Here is a 26154-nt window from a genome sequence, read left to right as displayed (position 1 = left end):
GGAGCAGGGTTACGGCCCTGGCCCCGGCATGTCCGGTCCGCCGCCGATGGCCGGCCCGCCGGTCGGCGGCCCCCCGATGGTGGGTCCGCCGATGGCCGGTCCACCCGGCAGCGACCTCTACCGGGTCGACCAGATCCGGCGCAGCTTCCAGGTGCGTCGCTTCGGCAGCGGCTACGACCCGGACCAGGTGGACCGGTTCTTCGAGACCCTGCTCGGCGGCATGCAGGGCCGCAACCCGATGCCGGTCAACCCGAAGGACCTGGACACGCTGCGCTTCGGGCTGGTGCCCGGCGGTTACTTCGAGGCCGAGGTCGACGGCGCGCTCAAGGACGTGCAGGACATCCTGCTGGGCCGCTGAGCCGACCGGAAGTGACGACGAGGGCCCGCCCCCGGCCGGGGGCGGGCCCTCGTATGTGCTGGTCGGTGTGACCGGGGGTCAGGACCGCAGGCCGTTGCGGCGCAGCACCGTGTCGCCGATGACGATGGCCAGCAGCAGCGCGGCGATCCCGATCAGCCAGATGTCCTCGACCTTGCCCTCGTGGTTGCCGCAGATCGCCATGACCACCAATACCACCGCCGACAGCACCGCCCCGATCCGTCCGGACTTGCGGTGTCCGGGCTTGTGCTGATCTGGCGCGGTTACCGGCTCGCTTCCTGCCACTGTCGGTCCTTCCCTCGCGATCGGATCTCCGGTTAGTCTGGCACGCCCCGTGGCGGGCCCGGTGCGGGGTCCGCCCTGATCGCGCCCTCCGGAAGGGAAGTGCGCGCGCGGCGCCCGGGTCGTTGGTCCCGTCCTCGACGGGACGGAAGGGCACTACCGGCGTCGCGGAACGACGATCACACTGCCTCCGGTAGCGTCTTGACGTACGCCTGATTGCCTTTTTGAGGGGGACTGCGGTGCGAGTGACCGGTACGGGACATGCCAGCATGCGGATCGACACGGCCGCCGGCAGCATCCTGTGCGACCCGTGGGTCAATCCCGCCTACTTCGCCTCCTGGTTCCCCTTCCCGGACAACTCCCAGCTCGACTGGGAGGCCCTGGGCCAGGTCGACTACCTGTATGTGTCGCACCTGCACCGGGACCACTTCGACGCGAAGCACCTGCGGGACTTCGTCTCGAAGGATGCCACCGTCCTGCTCCCCGAGTTCCCCACCTCGGAGATGAAGGACGAGCTGCGGGAGTTGGGCTTCACCAAGTTCCTCAAGGCGCCGAACGAGCAGGTCGTGGAGCTGCCCGGCGGCCTGAAGATCATGATCCAGGCGCTGACCAGCCCGACCGACGGCCCGATCGGCGACTCCTCGCTGTGGGTGGAGTACGACGGGGTGCGGCTGCTCAACCAGAACGACGCCCGCCCGACCGACCTGACCGTCTTCGCCGAACTGGGCCACGTGCACGCGCACATGCTGCAGTTCTCCGGCGCGATCTGGTACCCGATGGTCTACGAGCTGCCCCAGGCGGCGAAGACCGCGTTCGGCAAGCAGAAGCGGGAGCGGCAGTTCGACCGCACCTGGCGCTACATCGACGACCTGAAGGCGGACAGCGTCTTCCCGATCGCCGGCCCGCCGTGCTTCCTCGACGACGAGCTGTGGCAGTTCAACGACATCTTCGGCGACGAGGGGAACATCTTCCCCGACCAGTCGGTCTTCCTGACGGAGTACGCGAAGGTCGGCGGCACCAACGGCATCGTGCTGCTGCCGGGCAGCGTCGCGGAGATCACCACCGAGGGTACGACCACCACCCACCCGATGCCGGTCGAGGAGTTCTTCGCCGACAAGGTGGCCCACCTGGAGGAGATGCGGGAGCGCAAGCGCCCGGTCATCGAGGCGGAGAAGGCGTCCTGGCGGCACCCCGAGGTGGACGTGCTCGGCGAGATGAAGCGCCGCATCGAGCCGCTGCTGGACGAGTCGATCTACCTGGCCAAGGGCGTCGGTGGCCCGGTCCGGTTCGACCTGGTCGGCACTGACGACTCAGGCGGGGAAACGATCGAGTCGATCGTGGTCGACTTCCCGGGCAAGGAGGTCCGGCAGTACGCGGACGAGAAGGTTCGCTACCGGTTCCGCACCGAGCGGGCGCTGGTCGAGCACCTGCTGCACATCGGCGAGGTGGACTGGGTCAACTCGCTCTTCCTCTCCTGCCGATTCTCCGCGGCCCGGATCGGCCAGTACAACGAGTTCGTCTACGCCTTCTTCAAGTGCCTGTCGGAGGAGCGCCTCCAGTACGCCGAGGGCTGGTACGACGAGCACGAGCGGGCGGTCGACGCCGAGGACATCACGCTGGACGGTTGGGTGGTGCAGCGCCGCTGCCCGCACCTGAAGGCGGACCTGAGCCGGTTCGGCATCGTCGAGGGTGACCAGCTCACCTGCCAGCTGCACGGCTGGAGGTTCGACCTCGCCAGCGGCCGCTGCCTGACCAGCGTCGGCCACAAGATCCGCGCCCACCGGGCGGACGCGGACACCCCGGCCCCGGCCGGCGAGGCGGTCAGCTAAGGCGGTTTCGCCACGCACGTCACCCCCGCCGGGCGAAGATCGGGTCGGCGGATCCGGCGGGGCGGGGGGTGGGGTGGCGGAGGCGGACCGGGAGCCGGGGTACCGGTTCCGGCGGAGCAGCGAGATGGCCCGGGATCCGGCCCGGGTGGAGGCGTTCAGCGATGCCGTGATCGCCATCGTGGCGACCCTGATGGCGGTGGAGCTGCTCCAGTTCAGCCCGGACGGTCCGAGGGACGCGGACCTGGCGTCGAGGCTCGGGCACGAGTGGCGCGCCTACCTGGCTTACGTGATCACCTTCGCCATCGTGGGTCAGGTCTGGCTGACCCACCACAACATGTGGCGGTACGTGGTCCGGGTCGACCAGTTGCTGCTGGTGCTGAACCTGATGCTGCTGATGTTCGTGGCGGCCATCCCGTTCGCCGCCAACCAGCTCTCGGACCATCTCCGGGGCACCGAGGCGGACCAGCAGATCTCCGCCGCGATCTACGTCGGCACCGTCCTCGGCGAGGCGCTCTTCTTCAACCTGAGCTGGTGGTGGGCGCGCCGGCGCATCCTGCTCCACCCGGACCTCGATCCCCGGCTGGCGAAGGCGGTGGCCCGCCGGTTCCTCCTCGGCCCGCTGCTCTACCTGGTCGCCTTCGCCATGGTCTTCATCGACCCGATCCTCAGCCTGCTGTCCTACCTGCTGCTGGTGGGGCTCTATCTCATCCGCGGCCCCGGCGACCTCCCGCCCGCCGGGCAGGAGGCCGCCGAGTCGCGGTGAGGGGGGTCACCGCCCCAGGTCGGCGAGGATGCGCTGGGCGGCGTTGTGGCCGGCGGCGCCGATCACGCTGCCCGCCGGGTGGCAGCCGGCGCTGCCCGCGTACACGCCGTCGACGCCGGTGGCGTACGGCATCCGGTCGGCGAACGAGACGGTGTTGTCGACGTGGTGGATGTGCCCGCCGGTGATGCCGAAGTGCGCCTCGATGCCGGGCGGGGTCAGCGGCACCGCGTCGGCGATCAGGTCGCCGGTGCCCGGGGCGTACCGCTCGCAGATCGCCACCAGCTGCTCCACGTAGCCGGGCAGCGCCGCCTCCCAGGTCGTGCCGGCCAGCTCGTACGGGACCGACTGGACGAACAGCGCGGAGGAGTGGTGCCCGGCGTCGTCGGACAGCGACGGGTCGACGGTGGTGTGCAGGTACCACTCGATGGTCGGCTCCGCCGGCAGCCGCCCGGCCTGAACGTCCGCCCACATCTCCCGCAGCGCGGCCATCGGCGACTCGCCGCCGGCACCGACCAGGGAGGCCGAGCCGGGCAGCAGGTGGATGGTGGAGCCGAACGGGCTCGGCGCGTCCGCCGGCAGGCAGGAGAACCGGGGCAGCCCGGTCAGCGCCAGGTTGAGCTTGAGCGTGGTGCCGGGCCGGCGGACCGCCGCCATCCGGTCGCCGAGGCCCGCCGGGAGCGCGCCGTCGGGCAGCAGCTCGATCAGCCGGTACGGGTCGCAGGCGCCGAGCACCACGGAGGCGGCCACCTCCCGGCCGTCGGCCAGCACCACTCCGGACGCCGCGCCCCGGTCGAGGGTGATCGCGGTGACCGGCGTACCGGTCAGGATGCGGGCCCCGGCGGCGCGGGCGGCCTCGGCGAAGGTCCGTGAGACGGTGCCCATGCCGCCCTGGGCGATCATCCAGGTGCCGCCCGACCCGGGCAGCCGGCACATGTTGTGCACCAGGAAGTTGTGTCCGGTGCCCGGGTCGTCCGGGCCGGCGTTGAGGCCGGAGAGGCCGTCGGTGACCGCGTACATGCTGACCAGCAGCTCGGAGCGGAAGTCGAACCGGGCCAGGTAGTCGGCGACCGAGCCGCGGACCAGGTCGACGAAGACCTGCCGCAGGGCGGGGCGGACGTACCGCTCGGCGGTCTCCTCCACGGGCAGCGGCTCGGCCAGCCAGGCCGGGGCCAGGTCCGCCCGAAGGTGGGCCAGCTCGGCCTGGAGGGCGTCGTCGGCCGCCACGTCCTCCGGCGAGAAGAAGTCGGCGAGCTGCCGCCGGGTGGCCGCGGTGTCGCTGCCGAAGAGCAGGTACGGCGAGCCGAGCCCGCCCGGGGTGGGCAGGAAGTAGTGCGGGTCGCGGCGCAGCACCGGGATCTTGACGTCCAGCGTGGCGAGCAGTTCCGGCGGCATCAGCCCGAGCAGGTACGAGCCGGTGGAGTGCCGCAGCCCCGGCACCTTGGGGAAGGGGTTCTCCGTCCGGGTGGCGCCGCCGATCACCTCGGCCGCTTCCAGCACCAGCACGTCCAGTCCGGCCCGGGCCAGCAGGATCGCCGAAACCAGCCCGTTGTGCCCGGAGCCGACCACGACGACGTCGGCGCGGCCCGGCAGCTCACTCGCATCGCTCATGCCCGCGCAGCCTAGTGCGGGTGCGTCCCCGGCGGGAGGGTGTCGGCTCAGTTGCGGGCGGCGGCGCGGGTGGCGCGCCACCGACTCATGGCCAGGGTGGCGGAGTAGCCGGCGAGGACGATCACGTGGAACAGGTAGAGCCAGAGGAGCACCGCCACGCCGGCGCCGACCTCGGTGAACCCGCCGAACGGCACGCCCAGCCGCAGCGGCAGGGAGCAGAACAGCACGAAACCGTGCAGGAACCCGGAGAGGTTCGCGGCGGTGAACGAGCCCATGCCGAGCGTGGCCAGCCAGTCCGGGGAGGCCGGGCCGACCACCCGGAACACCCACATCAGCACCGGGGTGAGCACCAGCCACACCGCCAGGAACGACAGCACCACGCCCAGCGCCGCGATCCAGCCGCCCTGCCGGACCAGCCGGGTGGTCAGCGGCAGCCCCAGCAGGATCGACAGCAGCAGCACGGGGGCCGGGGCGAGCAGCGGGAGCAGCAGCAGCCGGCCCCGCCAGCCGACCAGCGCGCCGGCCTCGCCGCGCGGCTCGGCGACCGAGACGAAGGCCCGGCGCAGCCCTTCCCCGTACAGCGACGCCGGCAGCAGCGAGGCCAGCGCGAGCAGCGGGGTCAGCCGCAGGCCGGCCTCGACCAGTGCGGCCGCCGCGCGGTTGGCGCCGATCTCGGTGGGCAGGGTGTCGATGGCGTACGAGGTGAGCCGGCGGACGTGGTCGTCCCCGGCGACCAGCCCGGTGAGCCAGATCGCCAGCAGGGCCACCGGCACCACCGCGATCGCGCCGTAGAAGGTGATCGCGGCGGCGTGCAGGGACAGGTCCCGGCCCCGAACCGGCCGCAGCGCCGCGCCGGCGATCCGCTTCGTCCGCTGCCACCCCGCGCCCATCGGCATCTCCTTCCCCGCGCGGCACGGCGGCACGCATTACGATCCGGCGGCATGAAGATCGCCTCGACCGACCGTCTGCTGGTGCGGGACTGGACCGAGACGCCGGAGGACCTGGCCCGCGTCTACGACATCTACTCGCGGGACGAGGTGATGCGCTGGCTGGGCGGCGGCAAGGGACGGATGACCGACCCGGCCGAGGCGCTGGAGCGGGTACGCGCCTGGCGGGACCGGTACGCGCCGTACGCCGGCCGCTGGGGGATCTGGGCGATCGAGCCGCGGGACGCCGGCCGGTCGGCCGGCAGCGTCCTGTTGAAGCCGCTGCCCGGGCGGGACGGGGTGACCGCCACCGACGACATCGAGGTCGGCTGGCACCTGCACCCCGACTCCCAGGGCCGCGGCTACGCCACCGAGGCCGCCCGGGCGGTGCTGGACCGCGAGTTCGCCGCCGGCACCCCGCAGGTCTACGCGGTGGTGATGGCCGGCAACGGTGCCTCGATGGCGGTCGCGCGCCGGCTCGGCATGACCCACCTGGGCGTCCGCACCGACTGGTACGGCGGCGTCGACCTGGAGACCTTCGTGCTGAAGGCGGATGGCTGAATGTTCGTCAACTTCACGGCGCAGCCGGACCGCAAGCTGCTCGGCGCCGCGCTGCGCCGGGCCTTTCGTCCGCTGCTGATCTTCTGCTGGGCCGTCGCCGCGCTGATGCTCCTGGTGGCTCTGCTCGCGCTGGGCGGCGGCGAGCCGGCCGGGGGCGTGATCTTCGGTGCCGGCGCGATCGTGATCGCCCTGATCGCCTGGTGGGCCGACCGCCGTACCGTCACGGTCAACTGGAAGCTCTACGGACTCCCGATCGCCTGGACGGTCAGCGACGAGGGGGTGCGCTACGACAGCGAGATGACGGACTGCCTGGTCCGCTGGGCGGCCGTGGAGCGGGTGGAGGCGGTCCCCGCCCATCTGATCTTCCGGGTCGGCCGGTACATGGTGCTCCCCGCCCGGGTCGACGGCCTGGACGCCGCCCGGCGGGCCGAGCTGCTCGCGTTCCTGCACGCTCGCGGCCTGTTGAAGGGGCGACCGGAGGAGGCCGCGCGACGCGTCGGCGCTCCGGCGACGGGGCAATGAGCTGAGACGGACCTGCCTCCCCGGCATCGACATGCCGCGGAGGCATGTCGATTTCAGGTGGTTTCTGCTGGGGGAGGGCCAGGGCCGCGTCCAGCCGATGGACCGGAGGAGGTACCCGGCCGGTCTCGCCCGTGCCGGGCGTCCGGTCACGCCACCAGCCGGGCCCGCGCCGCCCGCACCAGGCCCGGCGCGACGCCTGCCCCGCCCAGGTAGCCCGCCGCCCCGCCGTAGCGCCGGTCGAGATGGGCGAGGGTGTTGAGCATCGTCTCGCGGGCGCAGCCTTCCGTGGCCGCGTAGTCGTCCGCGATCGGGTCCGGTCCGACACCCGCCACCGCGAGCAGAAGCGCGACGAGCACGCCGGTGCGGTCCTTGCCGGCGTGGCAGTGCACGACGACACCGCCCGGTGGCGCCTCGACCACCACCTGGAAGGCCGCGGCTATCCGCGCCCGGTTGTGGTCCAGCATCGGGGCGTACGAGTCGGGCGGCGGCACGTAGCCCAGCACGTCGTTGAGCAGCGGGGCGTGGCGGTAGAGGTCGGTACCCGCGAAGGGACTGGGCCGCTGCTCGCACTCCCGGGCCCAGCGCAGGTCGACGACCCGGCTCACCCCGTCGTCCCGCACCATCTGGACGGCGGCGGGGGTCAGCAGGTCGTGGCCGTCCGAGCGCAGCAGCGCTCCGGATCGGATACGGCCGCCGTCGGCGGTGCGGGTGCCGCCCACGTCGCGGGCGTTGCGGCAGTCCGGCCAGTGCAAATTCACGAGCGCGCCTCCCGGGCCGGTGACGACGTGCCCCGGCCGGGGTGATTCTGCCGGCTGGTACGCGCGCGGCGCTGCCCCGGGTTCCCGGCGCTGCGGTGGCGGGCACCGGGTGCGAGCAGGTCGGAGCGGGGCAGCCGTTCGAGTCCGCCATCGACCCGGGCGTGCTGCTGGGCGAGGAGGCCCCGGCCGGGGGAGTCGGACAGCGGAAAGTGAGGCTCCCAGCGGGCGTTCAGGAGCATTGGGGAAGAATGGCCGGGTGACGTCTCCCCGCGACCTCGTGCTGCTCGGTTCGACCGGCTCGATCGGTACCCAGGCCATCGACATCGTCAAGCGCAACCCGGACCGGTTCCGGGTGGTGGCCCTCGGCGCCGGCGGCGGCAACGTCGAGCTGCTCGCCGCGCAGGCCCTGGAGCTGGGCGTCGAGGTGGTCGGCGTGGCGAAGGCGTCCGCCGCCCAGGATCTCCAGCTGGCCTTCTACACCGAGGCGGGCCGGCGCGGCTGGGCCACCGGCGACTTCAAGCTGCCCAAGATCGTGGCCGGGCCGGATGCGATGACCGAGCTGGCCGGGTGGCCGTGCGACGTGGTGCTCAACGGCGTGGTCGGCTCGCTCGGGCTGGCGCCGACCCTGGCCGCGCTGCGCGCCGGACGTACCCTCGCGCTGGCCAACAAGGAGTCGCTGGTGGCCGGCGGCCCGCTGGTCAAGGCCGCCGTCAAACGGCCGGGGCAGATCGTGCCGGTCGACTCCGAGCACTCGGCGTTGGCGCAGTGCCTGCGCGGCGGCACCCGGGGCGAGGTCCGCCGGCTCGTGGTCACCGCCAGCGGTGGACCGTTCCGGGGCCGGCGGCGCGACGAGCTGACCCAGGTCACCCCCGAGCAGGCCCTCGCCCACCCGACCTGGAGCATGGGCCCGGTCGTCACCATCAACTCCGCCACCATGGTCAACAAGGCGCTGGAGGTGATTGAGGCGCACGAGCTGTTCGACCTGCCGTACGCCGACATCGAGGTGATGGTCCACCCGCAGTCGGTGATCCACTCGATGGTGGAGTTCACCGACGGGTCCACCCTCGCCCAGGCCAGCCCGCCGGACATGCGGCTGCCGATCGCGCTCGGCATCGGCTGGCCGGACCGGGTCCCCGGCGCCGCCACCGCCGTCGACTGGACCAGGGCGCACACCTGGGAGTTCTTCCCGCTCGACGACGCCGCCTTTCCGGCGGTCGCCCTGGCCAAGGCGGCCGGCGAGGCCGGGCGGTGCCGGCCGGCGATCTACAACGCGGCGAACGAGGAGTGCGTGGCGGCCTTCGTCGCCGGGCGGCTGCCCTTCCTCGGCATCGTCGACACCCTCCGGCGGGTGCTGGAGGACGCTCCCGACTTCGACGAACCAGGTACCGTCGAGGACGTGCTCGCCGCCGAGTCGTGGGCACGGGCGCACGCCCAGGAGATCATCGTCGGGTCGGTGGAAGGAGCCTGATGGTTTACCTGCTCGGGGTGGTGCTCTTCGCCCTGGCGATCCTCATCTCGGTGAGCCTGCACGAGGCGGGGCACATGCTCACCGCCAAGGGCTTCGGGATGAAGGTCACCCGCTACTTCGTCGGATTCGGCCCGACCCTCTGGTCGTTCAAGCGGGGCGAGACCGAGTACGGCGTGAAGGGCATCCCGCTCGGCGGCTTCTGCAAGATCGTCGGGATGACCCCGCAGGACGACGACGTCGACCCCGCCGACGAGCCGCGCGCCATGTGGCGGTACCCGGTGTGGAAGCGGACGATCGTGATGTCCGCGGGGTCCATCACCCACTTCGCCCTGGCCCTGGGTGCGCTGTGGGTGATGGCGGTCTCCGTCGGCCTGCCCAACCCGAAGTTCCCGACCACCGAGGAGGGCTTCAAGGCCGAGCCGGCGGTGATCGCCCTGGCCCCGTGCGTGGTGGTGGAGAACGCCGCCCGCGCCTGCCAGGCCGGGGACCCGGCCAGCCCGGCCGCGCAGGCCCAGCTCAAGGACGGCGACCGGGTCACCGCGGTCGACGGCAAGCCGATCTCCACCTGGGGTGAGATGCTCGACGTGGTCCGCGCCACCAAGCCGGGCCCGGCCACCGTCGAGTACGTCCGTGACGGCCAGCCGGGCACCGCCACCGTCGACCTGGCCGCCGTGCAGCGCCCGCCGCTGGGCGACCCGAAGGGCGCCACCTCTGCCGTCTCCGCGCTGGGCGTCGCGCTCGCGCCGAGCACCCCGCGGATCGTCCAGTACGGCCCCGTCGGTGCCGTCAAGGCCACCGGCGACTTCACCGGCCAGATGGCGGTGGGCACGGTGCACGCCCTGCAGCGGATCCCGCAGAAGGTGCCCGCCCTGTGGACCGCGATCACCGGTGGCGAGCGGGACGCGGACACCCCGATCAGCGTGGTCGGCGCCAGCCGGCTCGGTGGCGAGGCGGTGGCGAACAACGCCTGGTTCGTGTTCTTCATGCTCTTCGTCAACCTGAACTTCTTCATCGGCGTGTTCAACCTGCTGCCGTTGCTGCCGCTGGACGGCGGCCACATCGCCATCGCCTGGTTCGAGCGGGCCCGCTCCTGGGTGTACGCCCGGATCGGCCGTCCCGACCCCGGGCGCGTCGACTACCTCAAGCTCATGCCCATCACGTACGCGGTGATCCTCATCGGTGGCGCGTTCACGCTGCTGACCGTCACCGCGGACGTCGTCAACCCGATCACGCTCTTCTCAAGGTGAGTGCCTGAAGTGACCGCTGTCAGTCTCGGTATGCCGCCCGTACCGCCGCCGCCGCTCGCCCCGCGCCGGGCCAGCCGCCAGATCATGGTCGGCTCGGTGCCGGTCGGTGGGGGCGCGCCGGTCTCCGTGCAGTCCATGACCACCACGCTGACCGCCGACGTCAACGCCACGCTCCAGCAGATCGCCGAGCTCACCGCCTCCGGCTGCCAGATCGTCCGGGTGGCCGTGCCGTCGCAGGACGACGTCGAGGCACTGCCGGCGATCGCGAAGAAGTCGCAGATCCCGGTGATCGCCGACATCCACTTCCAGCCGAAGTACGTCTTCGCCGCGATCGACGCGGGCTGCGCGGCGGTCCGGGTGAACCCGGGCAATATCCGGCAGTTCGACGACAAGGTCAAGGAGATCGCGAAGGCCGCCGGCGACGCGGGCGTGCCGATCCGGATCGGCGTGAACGCCGGCTCGCTGGACAAGCGGCTGCTCGCCAAGTACGGCAAGGCCACCGCGGAGGCGCTGGTCGAGTCGGCGCTCTGGGAGTGCTCGCTGTTCGAGGAGCACGGCTTCCGGGACATCAAGATCTCGGTGAAGCACAACGACCCGGTGGTGATGATCCGGGCGTACCGGCAGCTCGCCGAGAAGTGCGACTACCCGCTGCACCTGGGTGTCACCGAGGCCGGTCCGGCGTTCCAGGGCACCATCAAGTCGGCGGTCGCGTTCGGCGCGCTGCTGGCCGAGGGGATCGGCGACACCATCCGGGTCTCCCTCTCCGCCCCGCCGGTCGAGGAGATCAAGGTCGGCGCCGCGATCCTGGAGTCGCTGGGCCTGCGCGAGCGGGGCCTGGAGATCGTCTCCTGCCCGTCCTGCGGTCGGGCCCAGGTGGACGTCTACAAGCTGGCCGAGGAGGTCACCGCCGGACTGGAGGGCCTGCCGGTGCCGCTGCGGGTCGCGGTGATGGGCTGCGTGGTGAACGGTCCGGGCGAGGCCCGGGAGGCCGATCTGGGCGTCGCCTCCGGCAACGGCAAGGGCCAGATCTTCGTGAAGGGCCAGGTCATCAAGACCGTCCCCGAGGGCCAGATCGTGGAGACGCTGATCGAGGAGGCGCTCCGCCTCGCCGACGAGATGGGCGCGGAGATCCCCGAGGAACTCCGCGACCTGGTCCCGGGCGCCACCGTCACCGTGCACTGACCCGCCCCCGCCCCGCCCCGCGCCGCGCACCCAGCGCGCAAGTACACGGAAAGAGTGGCCATTCCACGTGGAATGGCCACTCTTTCCGTGTATCAGGCCCGGCGGGCGTAGCCCGGGGCGGGTGGGGCGGGGTGGGGTCACTCGGACTCGGCGAGGATGGCGTAGAGCTTGCGGCGGGTCTCGTCGAGCACCTGGGCGGCCCGCTCCCGCTGGTCGTCGGTGCCGGTCATCATTACCTGGCGCAGCGCGTGCATGGCCTGCTGCCCGGCGTCGCGGATGTCGTGCCAGCTGCTGACGGTCTTCTCGGCGAACTCCGCCCACGGCGGGGTCTGCGCCGCCTCCGCCGCCTCGGTCCGCCCCTGCTCGGTGAGGGTGAACCGCTTCCGCCCGCCGTCGGAGTCGGCGGCCGCCGTGATGACGCCCTCGTCCTCCAGCAGTTGCAGGGTCGGGTAGATCGATCCGGGGCTGGGCCGCCAGGCCCCGCCGGTCCGGGAGTCGATCTCCTGGATCATCTCGTAGCCGTGCATCGGCCGCTCGGTGAGCAGGGCCAGCACGGCGCCGCGCACGTTCGGCCGGCGTCCCCGGCCGCGTCCCCGGCCGCCCCGGCCGTGCCCGTGGCCGTGCGGGAACGGCGGCGGGCCGGGCGGTACGGGTGGGAAGCCGAAGCCGCGCATCCGCATCTCGTGCATCTCGTGCATCCGTCGGTGGAAACCCATCGGACTCTCCTCCTGTCGTCCTATCGGCGATGCATCAACGATATATCGGCAATGCATCGCCGCCAAGTCAGACTCTGGGACGGGGCTGCAAACCGTACGTACGTCTTGTTAATCTCCTCGACGTGCGCCTGCTTCCCGAACCGGGCCCCGCCCGGACCCTCGCCCTGTCCAGCCTGATCAACACCATCGGCCGGGGCACCTGGCTGACCGCCAGTGCGTTGTTCCTGACCCGTTCGGTGGGGCTGACCGTGGCCCAGGTCGGCCTCGGCCTCACCCTCACCGCGCTGGTCAGCCTCGTGGTCAGCGCGCCCATGGGCTACCTGGCCGACCGCTACGGCCCGCGTGGCCTCCAGATCGCCGCGATGCTCGCCTCGGCCGTCTGCACCGCCGCGCTGCTGGCCGTCGGATCGTTCGCGACGTTCCTCGTGGTCGGCACCCTGATGGCGGTCGTCGACGCCGCCGCCCGCGGCTCGCGCGGGGCGCTGATCGCCGGGGCGGTCCCGCCGGAGCAGCGGGTCCGCACGCGGGCCTACATGCGGGCGGTGACCAATGTGGGGATCTCCGTCGGAGCGGTGCTCGCCGGCGTCGGGCTGGCCGCCGACACCCGCGCGGCGTACGCGTCCCTGATCCTGTTGGACGCCTTGACGTACCTGGTCGCGGCGGCGGTGCTGCTCCGGCTGCCGGCCGTGCCACCGGTCCCGGCGCCGACGCACGGGCCGCGCCTGATCGCCCTGCGGGACCGGCCGTTCCTCGCCTTCACGGTGCTCGACGGGCTGATGTCGATGCACTTCGGGCTGCTCAACATCGCCCTGCCGCTCTGGATCTCCGAGCACACCACCGCGCCGCGCTGGCTGATCTCGGCATGCCTGCTGGTCAACACCGTGATGGTGGTGCTCTTCCAGGTGCGGGCCTCGCGGGGCACCGAGGAGCTGACCGGCGCGGGCCGGTCCGCCCGGCGGGCCGGCGCGGTCATCGCGGTTGCCTGCGCGCTCTTCGCGGCCAGTGGCGGGGTGTCCGCCGCGGTCGCCGTACCGCTGCTGCTCGCTGGGGCGCTGGTGCACGTGGTGGGGGAGTTGTGGCACGCCGCCGCCGGCTGGGGCATCTCGTTCGGCCTGGCCCCGGCCCACGCACAGGGCCAGTACCAGGGCGCGTACGGGATGGGCATGCAGCTCGGCTCGATGGTGGCCCCGGTGGTGGTGACCACCCTGGCCGTCGGCTGGGGCGTACCGGGCTGGCTGCTGCTCGGCGGGCTGTTCCTGCTGCTCGGACTGCTGGTGCCGCCGGTGGTGCGGTGGGCCGCCCGGACCCGGCCGGTCGAGCCGGCCGCGACGCCGGTGCCGGTCGGCTGAGCCGCCGCTCACCGGCGGATCGGTCGGGGTCCTCAGGTCGGCCCGCGCGGCACCGGGTCGATCTGGCAGGCTGGTATCCGTGCTGACGGTGCCGGTACGCCAAGTCGGGGAGTCGGAGCGCCGTGCGGTGGAACGGCTGCTCGACCTCGACCCGTACGCCGGGGCGCCGGTCGCCGAGCGGGTCGCCGCCCGAGGGCTGGCCTGGTGGCGGGCCGAGGGGCGGATCCTGGGCTACGGCGCCCGGCGCAACCTGGAGTCGATCTGCTGGCTGGGTGGCAACCTGACCCCGGTGCTCGCCTCGGAGCCGGCGGTGGCCGCCTTCGCCGAGCAGCTCAGCACCGAGGAGCGGCTCTGCTCCTCGATCGTGGGCCGCGCCGACGCGGTGCTCGGCCTCTGGGACCGCCTCTCCGCGTACTGGGGGCCGGCCCGGGACGTACGCCCCAACCAGCCGTTGCTGGCCACGGACGCGCTGCCCGCGGTGGTGGCCGATCCCGAGGTGCGTCCGGTGCGCGGCGGCGAGGTCGATCAGCTCTTCCCGGCGGCGGTGGCGATGTACACCGAGGAGGTCGGGGTGTCGCCGCTGGCCGAGGACGGCGGGCGGGGCTACCGGCGGCGGGTCGCCGACCTGGTCCGCGCCGGCCGGGCGTACGCGCGGTTCGTGGACGGCGAGGTGGTCTTCAAAGCCGAGCTGGCCGTGGTGACCCGGCGTACCGCCCAGGTCCAGGGGGTCTGGGTGGCACCGGAGTGGCGGGGCCGGGGGATCGCCACCGCGGCGATGGCGGCGGTGGTGCGCGACGCGCTGGCCCGGTTCGCGCCCACGGTCAGCCTGTACGTCAACGACTTCAACCTGCCCGCCCGGCGGGTCTACGAGCGCTGCGGCTTCCGGCCGGTGGGCACGCTCGCCACCGTGCTGTTCTGAGCCACGCCCGGCGCGGCATGGCCGGGATCACGTCCCGTCGAATTGCGCCGAACCGGACAGCCGACGCTATGCTGGCCATGTTTTTGTACTGACCAGTCAGTCTAGAAGTCGGGGCGGGACCGTGCAGATCGTCGAGGCCAGCGGGCTGGGGCTGCGAACCCGCCGCGGCTGGGTGTACCGGGACGTCGACCTCACCGCCGAGGCGGGGGAGCTGCACGCCGTCACCGGCCCGCCCGGCAGCGGACGAACCTCCCTGCTGCTCGCCCTGGCCGGGCGCTTCCCGCACACCGACGGCGAGCTGCGCCGCCGCGGACCCGCCGCGCTCGGGCAGGTCGCCGGGGTGCACGAGCCCGACCCGACGCTGACCGTCGCCGAGCACATCCAGGAGCGGCTGCTGCTGCTCGGGCCGGTGCCGCGCCGCCGCCGCCAGCTCGTCCCGGTCGCCGCGGTGCGGGCCCGCCGGGCCTACCGCCGGGACGCCTTCGCCGCCGCCATCGCCGGCGCCGGCTTCACCGACGTCCCGCTCGACCCCGACCGGTACGGCCGCGACCTCACCCCCGTCGAACGGCAGGTGCTCGGCCTGGTGCTGGCCAGCCTGAGCGGCCCGAACCTGATCGTCGCCGACGACGTGGACGCCGGCTCCGACGCCCCCGAGCGGGAGTGGATCTGGTCCGCCCTGGCCCGCCTCGCCGACCAGGGGTACGCGGTGGTCGCCAGTGCCCGCGCCGTCGAACCGGGCGGCACGGCGATCGTGCACCGGATCGGCGACCCGACCCTCCCCGCCCCCGCCCTCGTCGCGCCGCGCGCGGCGCAGGACCAGACCCCCGAGGTGACCGCATGAGTGTCGTTCGACTCGCGCTCTTCGAGCTGCGCCGGATGACCCGGGGCCGGCTGCCGCGCGCCGCGCTCGCCGTCCTCACCGTCATCCCGCTGCTCTACGGCGCCCTCTACCTCTACGCCTTCTGGGACCCGTACGGGAACCTCGACCGCATCCCGGTCGCCCTGATCAACGCCGACCGGCCGGCAAAGGCCGGCGACGGCAGCGAGGTGCACGCCGGCCAGGACCTCACCGACGAACTGCTCGACCGCAAGGTCTTCGGCTGGACCGTGACCGACCAGGCCGACGCCGGCGAAGGGCTGCGCGACGGCCGCTACCACCTGGTCTTCTCCATCCCGGCCGACTTCTCCGCCACCCTGGCGGCCAGCCCCGACCCGGACCAGCCGGCCCGCCGCGGCGAGCTGAAGGTGGTCAACGACGACGCCACCAACTACCTCTCCGGGCTGCTCGCCCGCTCCGCGTTCAGCGAGATCCGGGCCGCCGCGGCGGAGAGCGCCGCCGCCTCGTACTTCGACAAGATGCTGATCGGCTTCACCGACGCCAAGGCCGAGACCGGCCGGGCCGCCGACGGGGCCGGGCAGATCCACGACGGGCTCGGCGCCTCCGAGGAGGGCGCCGGGAAGATCGCCGACGGCCTGGACAGCGCGGAGGACGGCGCCGGGCAGCTCGCCGGCGGACTCGACAAGTCCGTGCAGGGCGCCGACAAGCTGGCCGGCGGCCTCGACCAGCTCTACACCGGCGCGGCTCAGATCGCCGACGGCGCCAACCGCGCGGCGACCGAGACGAAGGCCGCCGCGGCCAAGGTGGACGCCGCCGCCGACCGGTACGAGCCGCTGCTGCGCAAGAACGCCGACGACATCCAGCGGGCCGCCACCCTGGTCGCCGAGGGCGCGCAGACCCTCGCGGACGGCATCGACGCGCTGCCGGCCAGGGCCGACGAGGTGGTGGACCGGGCCGAGGAGGTCGGCGACCGCCTCGACGCGCTGGCCGAGGCCCACCCGGAGCTGGCCGACGATCCGAACTTCGTGGCTGCCCGCCAGGCCGCCGACAAGGCGGCGAGCACGGCCCGGGCGATGGCCGCCGCCCTGGACGAGACCGACCTGGCCGCGCTGAAGAAGCAGATGACCGGGGTCGCGCAGACCGCCCGGGAGGTCGCCGCCGCCGCGCCGCACCTGGCCGCCGACGTGGCCTCCGCCCGCACCAAGGTCGACCAGCTGGCCAGCGGGCTGGGCACCCTCGCCCAGGGCAGCGCCGAGCTCCGCGACGGCCTCGGCGACGCCGCGCACGGCGCCGACCAGCTGCGCGGCGGCCTCTACCGGCTCGCCACCGGTGCCCGGCAGCTCGACGGTGGCCTGGCCCAGCTCGGCAGCGGCAGTGACCGGCTCGTCAGCGGCCTGACCAAGCTGGAGGCCGGCGCCGGTGACCTCGCCGACGGGCTCGCCGCGGGGGAACGGAAGCTGCCCGGGTACCACGACGCGGACAGCCGCTCCGGCATCCTCGGCGACCCGGTCGGCCTGATCCGCAACTCGCACCACCCGGCCGGCTCGTACGGGGTGGGCTTCGCCCCGTACTTCCTGGCCCTGGCCCTCTGGGTCGGCGCGATGATCACGTACATGCTGCTGCGGCCGGTCAACCGTCGGCACGTGATGTCCGGCGCGCCCGGCTGGCGGGTCGCGCTCGCCGGTTGGCTGCCCGCCGCGGCCATCGGTCTGGCCCAGGTCGCGGTCCTGTTCACCGTGGTCACCCTGGCGCTCGGTCTCGACCCGACGCATCCGGCGGCGACTTTCGGGCTGCTCGCGCTCGCCTCGCTGGCCTTCACCGCCATCATGCAACTGCTCGGAGTGGCGTTCGGCCCGGCCGGCCGGCTCGCCGCGCTGGCCCTGCTGATGCTCCAGCTGACCTCCTCCGGCGGCACCTACCCGGTGCAGACCTCGCCCGGCTTCTTCCAGGCGATCCACCCCTGGCTGCCGATGACGTACGTGGTGGCCGGCCTGCGGCACACGATCAACGGCGGACCGGCCGCCCCCGTGGTCACCGGCGCCCTGCTCCTGCTCGCCTTCGGGGCCGGCGCGATGGTGCTCACCGTCGGCGCGGCGCGACGGTCCCGCCGGCTGACCCCGGCCAAGCTGCACCCCGAACTGGCCATGTGAGGATGCTGATGGGCCGTACGGCGGTGCCGCCGGGTCCCGGTACGGGTCGCGCCGGCGGCCCGCACCGCGGTCGACGGGGAGGGCGAGTGACGGACGGACGGTCGCGCCGGCGGGAGGACACCCGCCAGCGCCTCTTCGTGGCGGCGGTGGAGCTCATCGCCGAGCAGGGCTTCTCCGCCACCACCGTGGACGACATCGCGGCCCGGGCCGGAGTGGCGAAGGGGACGGTCTACTACAACTTCGAGTCCAAGACGGCCCTCTTCGAGGAGTTGCTGCGGCACGGCATCGGCCTGCTCACCGCCGACTTCCGGGCCGCCGTCGACGGGCTGCCGCCTCGCGCGGCGCTCGCCGCGCTGGTCCGCGCCGAGCTGGAGTACATCCGCCGCTACCGTGCCTTCGCCCAGTTGCTGCTCTCCGAGATGTGGCGCACCAACCGGGAGTGGCAGCAGACCCTGCGGCTGTTGCGCGGCGAGGCGATCGAGGTGATCGCCGAGACCGTCCGGGCCGGCGTCGCCAGCGGCGACCTCCCCGCCGACCTGGACGTGCGCACGGCCAGCTCGGCGCTGTTCGGCGTGGGTCTGGTGGTGGCCGTCGACTGGCTGGTGTTCCAACCCGACCGGCCGATCGAGGACGTGCAGGAGTCGCTGCTCGGCATCGTCCGCCGGGTCGCCGAGACCTGAGCCGCCGGGTCAGCCCCGGCGTAAATCGTTTGAGCCGGGGGTCCGGACGGGCCAGGCTGGGGTCACCGCCCCCACCGACCGAGTCCGGAGGACTCCCCATGCGCCTGCTCCGAGACTTCTGGGCCACCGCGCCCCGCCAGGTGGCGGCCGTACTCCTGCTGATCGTGGTCGGCGCCGCCGGACAGGCGGCGGCAGCCGCGCTGGCCGGACCGGTGCTGGTGCGCCGCTCGGCGGGTTGGTTCGCCCTGCTGGCGGTCGCGGTGGTCGGCGCGGTCCTGGCCGACCTGCTGATCGGGCTGCTGATGGCCCGGCTCACCGCCGACTGGTCGGCCGACGTGCGCCGCCGGCTGTGCCGGGTGGCGCTCGGGCAGGATCTGCCCACGCTGGAGACCACCCCGGTCGGCGAGCTGCTCGACCGGATCGACAACGACGTCTACCAGGTCGGCTCCGAGATGCGGAACACCGGCGTCCGGCTCGTCCAGGGCGTCGCCGTCTGCCTGCTCGCCACGGTCAGCGCGCTGTTCGTCTGGTGGCCGGCCGGCGTCGGGATGATCATGCTGACCGCGCTGCTCGGCGTGCTGCTGCGCCGGCCCACCGCGCGGATCGCCCCGGCCCGGATGGCCGAGGAGGAGGCGTGGTCCGACCTCGCCGCCGTGATGGAGGAGGCGGTGCACGGCCAGGACGACGTCCGGACCAGCCTCGCCCAGCCGTACGTGCTGCGCCTCTATGCGAGACGGGCAGCCGCGGTGATCAGCCGGTGCGGCACGGTGTTCCGGCTCTCCGCCCGGGTCACCGCGTTCGCCGCCGGCGGGGTCCGGCTCGGCATCGTCGGCGTGGTGCTGGCCGGGGCGTGGGCGCTGACCACCGGCCGGGTGGACGCCGCCCGGCTCACCGCCATCTGGCTGCTCGTGCTCGCCTTCGGCGCGACCGTCGAGCACATCGCGCGCTGGGTGCCGCACCTGCAACAGGCGGTCGGCGCCTGGGCGCGGGTGCAGCTGCTCGCCGGCTCCCGCCAGGAGCCGGCCGGCGGCATCACCCCGGCCGACGGGGATCTCACCGTCCGCGGGCTCACCTTCCGCTACCCGACCGTCGAGGACGAGCGCGGGCCGGCGCTGCGCGACGTGCGGCTCACCTTCGTCCGGGGCCGGTCGTACGCCCTGGTCGGGCGGACCGGGTCCGGCAAGTCGACCCTCGCGAAGGTGCTCACCCGGGCGGTGGACGTGCCACGCGGCGCCGTCTTCCTCGGCGACACCGACCTGGTCGACCTGGATGTCGAGGCGCTGCGCCGGTGGATCGCCGTGGTACCCCAGCGCACCGAGATCCTCGCCGGCACCCTCGCCGAGAACGTCGCCCTCTTCGATTCCGCCCTGCTCGACGACGCCACCCGGGCGCTGGAGGAGCTGGGCCTGGCCGGCTGGATCGCTGAACTGCCCGACGGGGTGCACACCCGGCTGGGCGACGGTGGGTACGTGCTCTCCGCCGGGCAGGAGCAGCTCGTGGCGTTCGCCCGGATCCTGGTCCGGGACCCGCGCGTGGTGATCCTCGACGAGGCCACCGCCCGGCTGGACCCGGTCACCGAGATCCGGGTTCGCCGGGCCACCGAACAGCTGCTCGCCGACCGGATCGGCATCGTCATCGCGCACCGGCTCTCCTCGGTGCGCCGCTGCGACGACGTGGTGGTGATGGCCGACGGCGCGGTGCTGGAGGCCGCGCCGCTGAGCGAGTCGGTCCGCTTCGCCGAGCTGCTCGCGACCAGCCATGCCGGCGCGTACGCCGGTGCCGGCGCCGGTGCCCGCGGCGGCGGGGTGGACCTGCTCGACGGTCCCCCCGACGGGTGGGACGGCGAACGGGTGGGAGAGCCCGTGCCGGTCGGTGCCCCGCGGCAGGCCGCCGGGTCGCGCACCGACCCGCCGCCGGTGCCCGACCCGCCGCCCGCGCGGACGCTGCGGGAGATCCTCCGGCTGGGCACCAACGATCCCCGGTACGGGCTGGTCTCGGTGGCGCTGTTCATCGTGATGACGCTGCTCGGGCTGGACGGCTCGGTGCTGCCCTGGCTCTGGGCCGGGCTGGTCGGCGGGGGCGACCCCTGGCTGCCGGCGCTCGGCATCGTCGCCGCGCTGCTGGTGGTGCTGCCGGTGCCGTACCTGACCAACCTGTGGTTTCCGCAGTGGTGGATCCGGCAGATGCTGCGGATCAGCGCGCGTCTGGTGTACGGCCAGACCGGGGCGCGCCGGGTCAGCGGGCACACCCCGGCCGAGGTGGTGGCGCAGGGCGGCGACACCGACCGGGTGGTGCAGCTCGCCGACAACCTGATGGACCAGTTCATCTCGGTGGCCATCCTGGTCACCATGACCGCGGTGACCGGCAGTGTCGTGCCGGCGCTGTTCTTCCTCGGCACCATGGTGGTCTCCGGGCTGGCCGCGACGCTGTTCGCGCCCCGCCTGGAACGCACCGCCCGGGGCACGGTCAAGGCCCGCGCCGCGTTCGCCACCGCCCTGGTCTCCTCGCTCTCCGCCGCCCGTACGGTGAAGCTCGCGGGGGCCACCCGCCCGGTGCTGGATCACCTGGCGGCGTTGGACCGCGTGCGCAGCGACCGGCAGCGCCGGGAGATCGCCATGCAGGTCTGGGCCCGTTCCACCCCGTCCCTGGCCAGCGGGCTGCTGCCGCTCGGTGCGTGGGCGCTCTACCTGGCCGGCGGGCTCTCCGCCGGGGCCACCCTGGTGGCCGTCTCCACGCTGGGTGCGGCCCGGTGGTTCGCCTGGACCACCGCGTCGCTGGTCTCCAACTACCCGTCGGCGCGGGTGTGGACCCGGCGGACGGTGGCGATGACCGGGGTGGGGGTGTACTCGGCGGGGGTGCCCGAGGTCGACCTGGCCGCGGGCACCGCGCCCGCGCCGGAGCCGCCGCCCCGGAACCCGCTGCGCCGGTTGGAGCTCTCCGGGTTCGGCGCGCTGCACACCGACGGGACTCTCGCGGTCCGGGACGTCGACCTCACGGTCGAGCGGGGGCAGCTGGTGCTGGTCGTCGGGCCGGTCGGGTCCGGCAAGTCGTCGCTGCTGCGGGCCCTCGCGGGGATCGTCCACCACACCGGCTCGCTGCGCTGGAACGGCGAGCCGGTCACCGAGCCGGAGCTGTTCCTCCGCCCCAACCAGGTCGGCTACGTGGGCCAGCTGCCCCGGGTGCTCTCCGGGACCGTGGCCGACAACATCGCGCTCGGGCACCAGGTGGACGCCGCCGAGGCGGTGTCGACCGCCCAGCTCGACCACGACCTGGCCGCGGCGGGCGGCGGGCTCGGCCTGCTCATCGGGCACAAGGGCACCCGGCTCTCCGGCGGGCAGCTCCAGCGGCTGGCCCTGGCCCGGGCCCTCGCGCCCCGTACGGAGCTGCTGGTCGCCGACGACGTGTCGTCGGCGCTGGACGTCACCACCGAGGTGGCGCTCTGGGCCGCGCTGCGGGAGCACGGGGTGACGGTGGTCGGGTCGACCGCCAAGCGGGCCGCCCTGGTCCGGGCGGACCACGTGGTGGTGCTGATCGACGGGACGATGGCGGCGCAGGGGCCGTGGCGCGACCTGGAGGCCGACTGGGGTCACCTGGCGGGCTGAGCCCGCGCCGATCCTGGGCGGTTGCCGGTCCCGGTGAACGGCAACCGTCCAGGATCTCGACCGACGCCGCGCGTCGCGGCTGGCGCCGGGTGGGTCAGAAGGCGCGGGTGTACTGGTCGGGCCAGTGGGGCTCGGCGCCGAGCTTGGCGGCGGCGCGGCGTGGCCAGTACGGGTCGCGGAGCAGTTCCCGGCCGAGCAGCACCAGGTCCGCCTCGCCGCCGGCGACGATCTGCTCGGCCTGCTCGGGCTCGAGGATCAGGCCGACCGCGCCGGTCGGCACACCCGCGTCGCGGCGGATCCGCGCGGCCAGCGGCACCTGGTAGCCGGGGCCCACGGGGACGCTCGCCGCCGCCGAGGCCCCGCCGGAGGAGGCGTCCACCAGGTCCACGCCGGCGGCGGCCAGCTCGCCGGCGAGCGCCACGCTGTCCTCGACGGTCCAGCCGCCGTCCACCCAGTCGGTGGCGGAGATCCGGGTCAGCACCGGCACCGACTCGCCGACCGCGGCGCGGACCGCGCGGGCCACCTCCAGCGTGAGCCGCGTCCGGCCGGCCCGGTCGCCGCCGTAGCCGTCGGTGCGGTGGTTGGTCAGCGGGGACAGGAACTCGTGCAGCAGGTAGCCGTGCGCGGCGTGGATCTCCACCGCGGCGAAGCCGGCATCGAGGGCCCGTCCGGCGGCGGCGGCGAACGCCTCGACCACCCCGGCGATCCCGGCCTCGTCCAAGGCGGTCGGCCGCCGGTAGTCGGGCAGGAACGGCTCGCTGCCGGGGCCGACCGGGGTCCAGCCGCCCTCGGTGTCCGGCACGCCGCCCCGGTGGTCGGCCCACGGCCGGTACGTCGAGGCTTTGAACCCGGCGTGGGCGAGCTGCACGGCCGGCACCGCGCCCTGCCCGGCGACGAACGCGGTGACCGGCCGCCACGCGTCGACGTGCGCGCCGGACCAGAGCCCGGTGTCCTGCGGGCTGATCCGCCCCTCGGGCTGTACGGCGGTGGCCTCGGTGATGATCAGGCCGGCGCCGCCGACCGCGCGGGCGCCGAGGTGGACGCGGTGCCAGTCGGTGGGCAGCCCGTCCGGGCCGGCGCTGTACTGGCACATCGGGGCGAGCGCCACCCGGTTGGGCAGGGTGACGCCGCGCAGGGCGAGCGGCGTGAACAGGGCAGTCATGGGGTGATCCTCCAACGACGGGGAAGGGCCCCGGCCGGGGGCCCCTCCCCGATCAGCGGTGTCAGGCGGGGACGGGTTCCGGCCGCGGGGCCGGCCGCACGGCCGGGTCGGCGTCGACCAGGCCGCGCTTGCCCGCCGAGTCGTACGCCGTCCGGTCGAGGGTGCCCTCCCGGGCCGCCACGATGGTCGGGACGAGGGCCTGGCCCGCCACGTTGGTGGCGGTGCGCATCATGTCCAGGATCGGGTCGATCGCCAGCAGCAGGCCGGCGCCGGCCAGCGGCAGGCCCAGCGTGCTGAGGGTCAGGGTGAGCATCACGATGGCGCCGGTCAGGCCGGCGGTGGCCGCCGAGCCGACCACCGAGACGAAGGCGATCAGCAGGTAGTCGGTCACGCCCAGGTGGATGCCGAAGACCTGCGCGACGAAGATCGCCGCCAGGGCCGGGTAGACGGCCGCACAGCCGTCCATCTTGGTGGTCGCGCCGAACGGGACCGCGAACGAGGCGTACTCGCGGGGAACGCCGAGCCGCTCGACCGAGCGCTGGGTCACCGGCATGGTGCCGACCGAGGAGCGGGAGACGAAGGCCAGCTCGATGGCGGGCCAGGCGCCGGCGAAGAAGCGCAGCGGGTTGAGCCGGCCGGCGGCCAGCAGCAGCACCGGGTAGACCACGAAGAGCACGATGGCGCAGCCGATGTAGACGGCGGTGGTGAACCTGGCGAGCGGGGCCAGCAGGTCCCAGCCGTACGAGGCGACGGCGTTGCCGATCAGGCCGAGGGTGCCGATCGGGGCGAGCCGGATGACCCACCAGAGCGCCTTCTGCACGATGGTCAGCACCGCCCGGTTGAGCGTCACGAACGGCTCGGCGGCGTCACCGACGAGCAGCGCGGCGGCGCCGACGACCAGGGCGAGGAAGACGATCTGGAGGACGTTGCCCTCGACGAACGCGCCGACCGGGTTGGTCGGGACGATGCCGGTCAGGAAGTCGGTCCAGGAGCCGGTCTTCTTCGGCGCGGCGGCGCCGGCCAGGTCGAGCGTGACGCCCTTGCCCGGATCGGTGAGCAGGCCGATGCCGATGCCGATGCTCACCGCGATCAGCGCGGTGATGCCGAACCAGAGCAGCGTCCTGACGGCCAGCCGGGCGGCGTTGGCCACGCCGCGCAGGCTGACCACGCTGACCACGATGGCGGTGAAGACCAGCGGCGGCACGGCCAGCTTGAGCAGCTGGACGAAGAGGTGGCCGACGGTGTCGAGGGTGCTGGTCAGCCAGGCGAGATCGTTGGCGCGGGCGAGGAAGCCGAGCGCCACGCCGAGCACGAGGCCGAGCAGGATCTGCACGGAAAAGGGGATCTTGCGCAGGGCGGAAGCCATGAGGATGTGTCCAAGGTCTGGTGGTGGTGAACAGGGCAGCGGTCAGGGGCGCGGCTGCGCCGGACAGCTGCTGCTGGCCTGCCGCCGGAGGTCGACGTACAGGCGCACGGTGAGGTGCCAGACGTTGGTCATCGCCTGGGGACGCTACTCCCGGCCGGCTCCAGCCTGGAAGGAGCGCTCGGCGTGACGCTCCTTACGTCCGGTGGTTGGGGAGGTGCCCCTGTCACGGATGAGGCGTCGGCGGGCGGCCTTGCTTCACCGCCGGAGGCCCAGCGCGGCGGCGGTGGCCACACCCCAGCCGGCGGCCACCGCCAGCAGCAGCCGCTCCAGCACCCCGACCAGGCCGCCCCGGCCCACGATCAGCATGGCCAGCCCGACCGCCGCGGCGAGCGGCAGGGCGAGGGCCGCGCCGACCCCGGCGACCCGGCGCACCGGCGGGGCCGCCGCCGGGGAGGCGAGCAGCGCCAGCATCGCGAAGACCACCGCGGCCGTCGCCGCGATGCTCGCGCCGCCGTGCACCAGGTCCGTCACGGTGGTCGCCTCGAACGGCGGCAGCGGGCAGCCGGCGCTGCACGTCACCGCCCCGGACAGCACGGTGCCGACCCCGCCGGCGGCGAGCAGCGCCGCCGCCGTCCGCAGCGCCGGGGGCAGCGCCGCGGCGAGCAGCAGCTGCGCCGCCGCCAGGGCGAAGACCCCGATCCGGTACGCCGCGGCGTACCCGCTGTCGGTGACACCGGCCTCGCTCACGTACCCGGTCAGGCCCGGACCGGGACCGGCGACCACGGCGACCGTCACCGCGACGGCCCCGGCCAGGATGCAGCCGGCGGCGGCGGAAGCGGCGGCGGCCCGGGCGACGCCCGGCTCAGCCACGCCCGTGCGGCGTGGTCCAACCGTGCAGGTCCGGGCCCAGCGGCACGATCCGGGTCGGGTTGATCATCTCGTGGGTGGCGTAGTAGTGCCGCTTGATGTGCTCGAAGTCCACCGTCTCGCCGAAGCCGGGGGTCTGGAACAGGTCCCGGGCGTACGCCCAGAGCACCGGCATCTCGGTCAGCTTCTGCCGGTTGCACTTGAAGTGCCCGTGGTACGCCACGTCGAAGCGGACCAGCGTGGTGAACAGCCGCACGTCCGCCTCGGTGATCGCGTCACCCATCAGGTACCGCCGCCCGGCCAGCCGCTCCGACAGCGTGTCCAGCCGGGCGAACAACGCCGTGTACGCCTCGTCGTACGACTCCTGGGAGGTGGCGAAGCCGCACCGGTAGACGCCGTTGTTGACGTCCCGGTGGATCTCCGCCATCAGCGCGTCCAGCTCCGGGCGCAGCTCGACCGGGTACAGGTCCGGCGCGCCCGGCTTGTGGAACCGCCGCCACTCGGTCGACAGGTCCAGGGTGAGCTGCGGGTAGTCGTTGGTGACCACCCGGCCGGTCAGCGTGTCGACCAGAGCCGGCACGGTCACCCGGCCGGTGTAGTCCGCGTCGGTGGCCAGGTACGCCTCGGAGAGGAACCCGATGCCGAGCACCGGGTCGAAGCCGTCGGGGTCGAGGGTGAACCGCCAGCCCCGCTCGTCCCGGACCGGGTCGACGGTGCCCAGCGAGATCACGTCCTCCAGGCCGAGGAGGCTGCGCACGATCCGGGCCCGGTGCGCCCACGGGCAGGCCCGGCACCAGATCAACCGGTAGCGGCCCGCCTCCAGCGGCCAGCGGTCCTGGTCGTCCGGGCCGCCGCCCTCGGGCGAGGTGGAGTGCGGGGTGACCCGACCGGTGAACCGGTTGGGCTGGCGGACGAACGCACCGCTGCCGGTGGTCTCTGCGCTGAACTGGGCCCGGGCCATGCCGCCAACCTATCCGTTCCGG

At 73.7% G+C, this 26154-nt stretch carries 23 protein-coding genes and 1 pseudogene; 14 read left to right on the top strand and 10 right to left on the bottom strand.

Annotated elements, in window-relative coordinates; genetic code table 11:
- A pseudogene (locus ACL02O_RS05810) lies at positions 1–358 on the top strand (DivIVA domain-containing protein); the annotation flags it as partial.
- Positions 359–436: 78 nt separating this feature from the next.
- On the opposite strand, the gene ACL02O_RS05805 reads toward ACL02O_RS05810, so the two are convergent.
- Complete coding sequence (locus ACL02O_RS05805; RefSeq protein ID WP_412816897.1) at positions 437–661, bottom strand: DUF2631 domain-containing protein; 225 nt, start codon at positions 659–661, stop codon at positions 437–439.
- A gap of 236 nt (positions 662–897) precedes the next feature.
- Between ACL02O_RS05805 and ACL02O_RS05800 the strand changes: the two genes are divergently transcribed.
- Both ACL02O_RS05800 and ACL02O_RS05795 read left to right on the top strand, forming a co-directional pair.
- Positions 898–2487 carry a Rieske 2Fe-2S domain-containing protein gene (locus tag ACL02O_RS05800; RefSeq protein ID WP_412816896.1) on the top strand — a complete coding sequence of 530 codons (1590 nt, stop codon included), beginning with the start codon at positions 898–900 and terminating at the stop codon, positions 2485–2487.
- A gap of 124 nt (positions 2488–2611) precedes the next feature.
- Positions 2612–3250 carry a TMEM175 family protein gene (locus ACL02O_RS05795; protein ID WP_412816895.1) on the top strand — a complete coding sequence of 213 codons (639 nt, stop codon included), beginning with the start codon at positions 2612–2614 and terminating at the stop codon, positions 3248–3250.
- Positions 3251–3256: 6 nt separating this feature from the next.
- On the opposite strand, the gene ACL02O_RS05790 is transcribed toward ACL02O_RS05795, so the two are convergent.
- Complete coding sequence (locus ACL02O_RS05790; protein ID WP_412816894.1) at positions 3257–4858, bottom strand: phytoene desaturase family protein; 1602 nt, start codon at positions 4856–4858, stop codon at positions 3257–3259.
- A 47-nt stretch (positions 4859–4905) separates the two neighbouring features.
- Entirely contained in the window at positions 4906–5748 is an 843-nt protein-coding gene (locus tag ACL02O_RS05785; RefSeq protein WP_412816893.1) for a YhjD/YihY/BrkB family envelope integrity protein, read from the bottom strand.
- A gap of 51 nt (positions 5749–5799) precedes the next feature.
- On the opposite strand from ACL02O_RS05785, the gene ACL02O_RS05780 reads away from it, so the two are divergent.
- Positions 5800–6345 (top strand): GNAT family N-acetyltransferase, encoded by a 546-nt coding sequence (locus ACL02O_RS05780; RefSeq protein ID WP_412816892.1) that lies wholly within the window; start codon positions 5800–5802, stop codon positions 6343–6345.
- Entirely contained in the window at positions 6346–6867 is a 522-nt protein-coding gene (locus ACL02O_RS05775; RefSeq protein WP_412816891.1) for a YcxB family protein, read from the top strand.
- 146 nt (positions 6868–7013) lie between these two features.
- On the opposite strand, the gene ACL02O_RS05770 is transcribed toward ACL02O_RS05775, so the two are convergent.
- Together ACL02O_RS05770 and ACL02O_RS05765 are read right to left on the bottom strand one after the other, a co-directional pair.
- A complete protein-coding gene (locus tag ACL02O_RS05770) occupies positions 7014–7625 on the bottom strand; it encodes a tyrosine-protein phosphatase (RefSeq protein WP_412816890.1) in 612 nt (203 codons plus the stop codon).
- Positions 7622–7864, bottom strand: a complete 243-nt coding sequence (locus tag ACL02O_RS05765; protein ID WP_412816889.1) for a hypothetical protein — start codon at positions 7862–7864, stop codon at positions 7622–7624. Before ACL02O_RS05765 ends, ACL02O_RS05770 begins: the two co-directional genes overlap by 4 nt.
- Positions 7865–7881: 17 nt before the next feature.
- Between ACL02O_RS05765 and dxr the strand changes: the two genes are divergently transcribed.
- The 3 genes from dxr to ispG are packed head-to-tail and all read left to right on the top strand — an operon-like array spanning position 7882 to position 11522.
- Positions 7882–9093, top strand: a complete 1212-nt coding sequence (dxr, locus tag ACL02O_RS05760) for a 1-deoxy-D-xylulose-5-phosphate reductoisomerase (RefSeq protein ID WP_412816888.1) — start codon at positions 7882–7884, stop codon at positions 9091–9093.
- Positions 9093–10340, top strand: a complete 1248-nt coding sequence (locus tag ACL02O_RS05755; protein ID WP_412816887.1) for a M50 family metallopeptidase — start codon at positions 9093–9095, stop codon at positions 10338–10340. Before dxr ends, ACL02O_RS05755 begins: the two co-directional genes overlap by 1 nt.
- A gap of 9 nt (positions 10341–10349) precedes the next feature.
- Positions 10350–11522 carry a flavodoxin-dependent (E)-4-hydroxy-3-methylbut-2-enyl-diphosphate synthase gene (ispG, locus tag ACL02O_RS05750; protein WP_302767651.1) on the top strand — a complete coding sequence of 391 codons (1173 nt, stop codon included), beginning with the start codon at positions 10350–10352 and terminating at the stop codon, positions 11520–11522.
- A gap of 137 nt (positions 11523–11659) precedes the next feature.
- Here ispG and ACL02O_RS05745 read toward each other — a convergent pair whose 3' ends face one another.
- Positions 11660–12238: a PadR family transcriptional regulator gene (locus ACL02O_RS05745; protein WP_412816886.1), complete on the bottom strand. Its 579-nt coding sequence runs from the start codon at positions 12236–12238 to the stop codon at positions 11660–11662.
- Positions 12239–12360: 122 nt separating this feature from the next.
- Here ACL02O_RS05745 and ACL02O_RS05740 point away from each other — a divergent pair, with 122 nt between their 5' ends.
- The 6 genes from ACL02O_RS05740 (at position 12361) to ACL02O_RS05715 (ending at position 21776) form a co-directional block, all read left to right on the top strand.
- On the top strand, positions 12361–13587 hold the full coding sequence (locus tag ACL02O_RS05740; RefSeq protein ID WP_412816885.1) for an MFS transporter: 1227 nt from the start codon (positions 12361–12363) through the stop codon (positions 13585–13587).
- A 79-nt stretch (positions 13588–13666) separates the two neighbouring features.
- A complete protein-coding gene (locus tag ACL02O_RS05735) occupies positions 13667–14506 on the top strand; it encodes a GNAT family N-acetyltransferase (RefSeq protein WP_412816884.1) in 840 nt (279 codons plus the stop codon).
- Positions 14507–14627: 121 nt separating this feature from the next.
- A complete protein-coding gene (locus ACL02O_RS05730; protein ID WP_412816883.1) occupies positions 14628–15347 on the top strand; it encodes an ATP-binding cassette domain-containing protein in 720 nt (239 codons plus the stop codon).
- Positions 15344–17494, top strand: coding sequence for a YhgE/Pip family protein (locus ACL02O_RS05725; protein WP_412816882.1), 2151 nt, complete (start codon positions 15344–15346; stop codon positions 17492–17494). Before ACL02O_RS05730 ends, ACL02O_RS05725 begins: the two co-directional genes overlap by 4 nt.
- 86 nt (positions 17495–17580) lie before the next feature.
- Positions 17581–18174: a TetR/AcrR family transcriptional regulator gene (locus tag ACL02O_RS05720; protein WP_412816881.1), complete on the top strand. Its 594-nt coding sequence runs from the start codon at positions 17581–17583 to the stop codon at positions 18172–18174.
- Positions 18175–18272: 98 nt separating this feature from the next.
- Positions 18273–21776 carry an ATP-binding cassette domain-containing protein gene (locus ACL02O_RS05715; RefSeq protein WP_412816880.1) on the top strand — a complete coding sequence of 1168 codons (3504 nt, stop codon included), beginning with the start codon at positions 18273–18275 and terminating at the stop codon, positions 21774–21776.
- Positions 21777–21870: 94 nt separating this feature from the next.
- Here the strand turns inward: ACL02O_RS05715 and ACL02O_RS05710 are convergent, their stop codons facing one another.
- The 4 genes from ACL02O_RS05710 to ACL02O_RS05695 form a co-directional block, all read right to left on the bottom strand.
- Entirely contained in the window at positions 21871–22938 is a 1068-nt protein-coding gene (locus tag ACL02O_RS05710; RefSeq protein ID WP_412816879.1) for an NADH:flavin oxidoreductase/NADH oxidase, read from the bottom strand.
- 61 nt (positions 22939–22999) lie between these two features.
- Positions 23000–24292 carry a dicarboxylate/amino acid:cation symporter gene (locus ACL02O_RS05705; protein ID WP_412816907.1) on the bottom strand — a complete coding sequence of 431 codons (1293 nt, stop codon included), beginning with the start codon at positions 24290–24292 and terminating at the stop codon, positions 23000–23002.
- 267 nt (positions 24293–24559) lie between these two features.
- Complete coding sequence (locus tag ACL02O_RS05700) at positions 24560–25174, bottom strand: DUF998 domain-containing protein (RefSeq protein ID WP_412816878.1); 615 nt, start codon at positions 25172–25174, stop codon at positions 24560–24562.
- Positions 25167–26132, bottom strand: coding sequence for a glutathione S-transferase family protein (locus ACL02O_RS05695; protein WP_412816877.1), 966 nt, complete (start codon positions 26130–26132; stop codon positions 25167–25169). The genes ACL02O_RS05700 and ACL02O_RS05695 overlap by 8 nt, the downstream gene beginning before the upstream one ends.
- Positions 26133–26154 lie beyond the last annotated feature (22 nt).

The organism is Micromonospora mangrovicola (assembly GCF_047200535.1).
In the GTDB taxonomy this organism is placed as follows: domain Bacteria; phylum Actinomycetota; class Actinomycetes; order Mycobacteriales; family Micromonosporaceae; genus Micromonospora.
Note: the sequence above shows the minus strand (reverse complement) of the source record. Positions and strands in the feature narration are given on the sequence as shown.

Excerpts from the sequence above, each read along its gene's own strand:
- ACL02O_RS05745 (WP_412816886.1), bottom strand. The coding sequence starts at position 12,238 with ATGGGTTTCCACCGACGGATGCACGAGATGCACGAGATGCGGATGCGC.
- ACL02O_RS05715 (WP_412816880.1), top strand. The coding sequence starts at position 18,273 with ATGCGCCTGCTCCGAGACTTCTGGGCCACCGCGCCCCGCCAGGTGGCG.
- ACL02O_RS05710 (WP_412816879.1), bottom strand. The coding sequence starts at position 22,938 with ATGACTGCCCTGTTCACGCCGCTCGCCCTGCGCGGCGTCACCCTGCCC.
- ACL02O_RS05765 (WP_412816889.1), bottom strand. The coding sequence starts at position 7,864 with ATGCTCCTGAACGCCCGCTGGGAGCCTCACTTTCCGCTGTCCGACTCC.
- ACL02O_RS05790 (WP_412816894.1), bottom strand. The coding sequence starts at position 4,858 with ATGAGCGATGCGAGTGAGCTGCCGGGCCGCGCCGACGTCGTCGTGGTC.
- ACL02O_RS05755 (WP_412816887.1), top strand. The coding sequence starts at position 9,093 with ATGGTTTACCTGCTCGGGGTGGTGCTCTTCGCCCTGGCGATCCTCATC.
- ACL02O_RS05785 (WP_412816893.1), bottom strand. The coding sequence starts at position 5,748 with ATGGGCGCGGGGTGGCAGCGGACGAAGCGGATCGCCGGCGCGGCGCTG.
- ACL02O_RS05780 (WP_412816892.1), top strand. The coding sequence starts at position 5,800 with ATGAAGATCGCCTCGACCGACCGTCTGCTGGTGCGGGACTGGACCGAG.
- ACL02O_RS05695 (WP_412816877.1), bottom strand. The coding sequence starts at position 26,132 with ATGGCCCGGGCCCAGTTCAGCGCAGAGACCACCGGCAGCGGTGCGTTC.
- ACL02O_RS05725 (WP_412816882.1), top strand. The coding sequence starts at position 15,344 with ATGAGTGTCGTTCGACTCGCGCTCTTCGAGCTGCGCCGGATGACCCGG.
- ACL02O_RS05775 (WP_412816891.1), top strand. The coding sequence starts at position 6,346 with ATGTTCGTCAACTTCACGGCGCAGCCGGACCGCAAGCTGCTCGGCGCC.
- ACL02O_RS05795 (WP_412816895.1), top strand. The coding sequence starts at position 2,612 with ATGGCCCGGGATCCGGCCCGGGTGGAGGCGTTCAGCGATGCCGTGATC.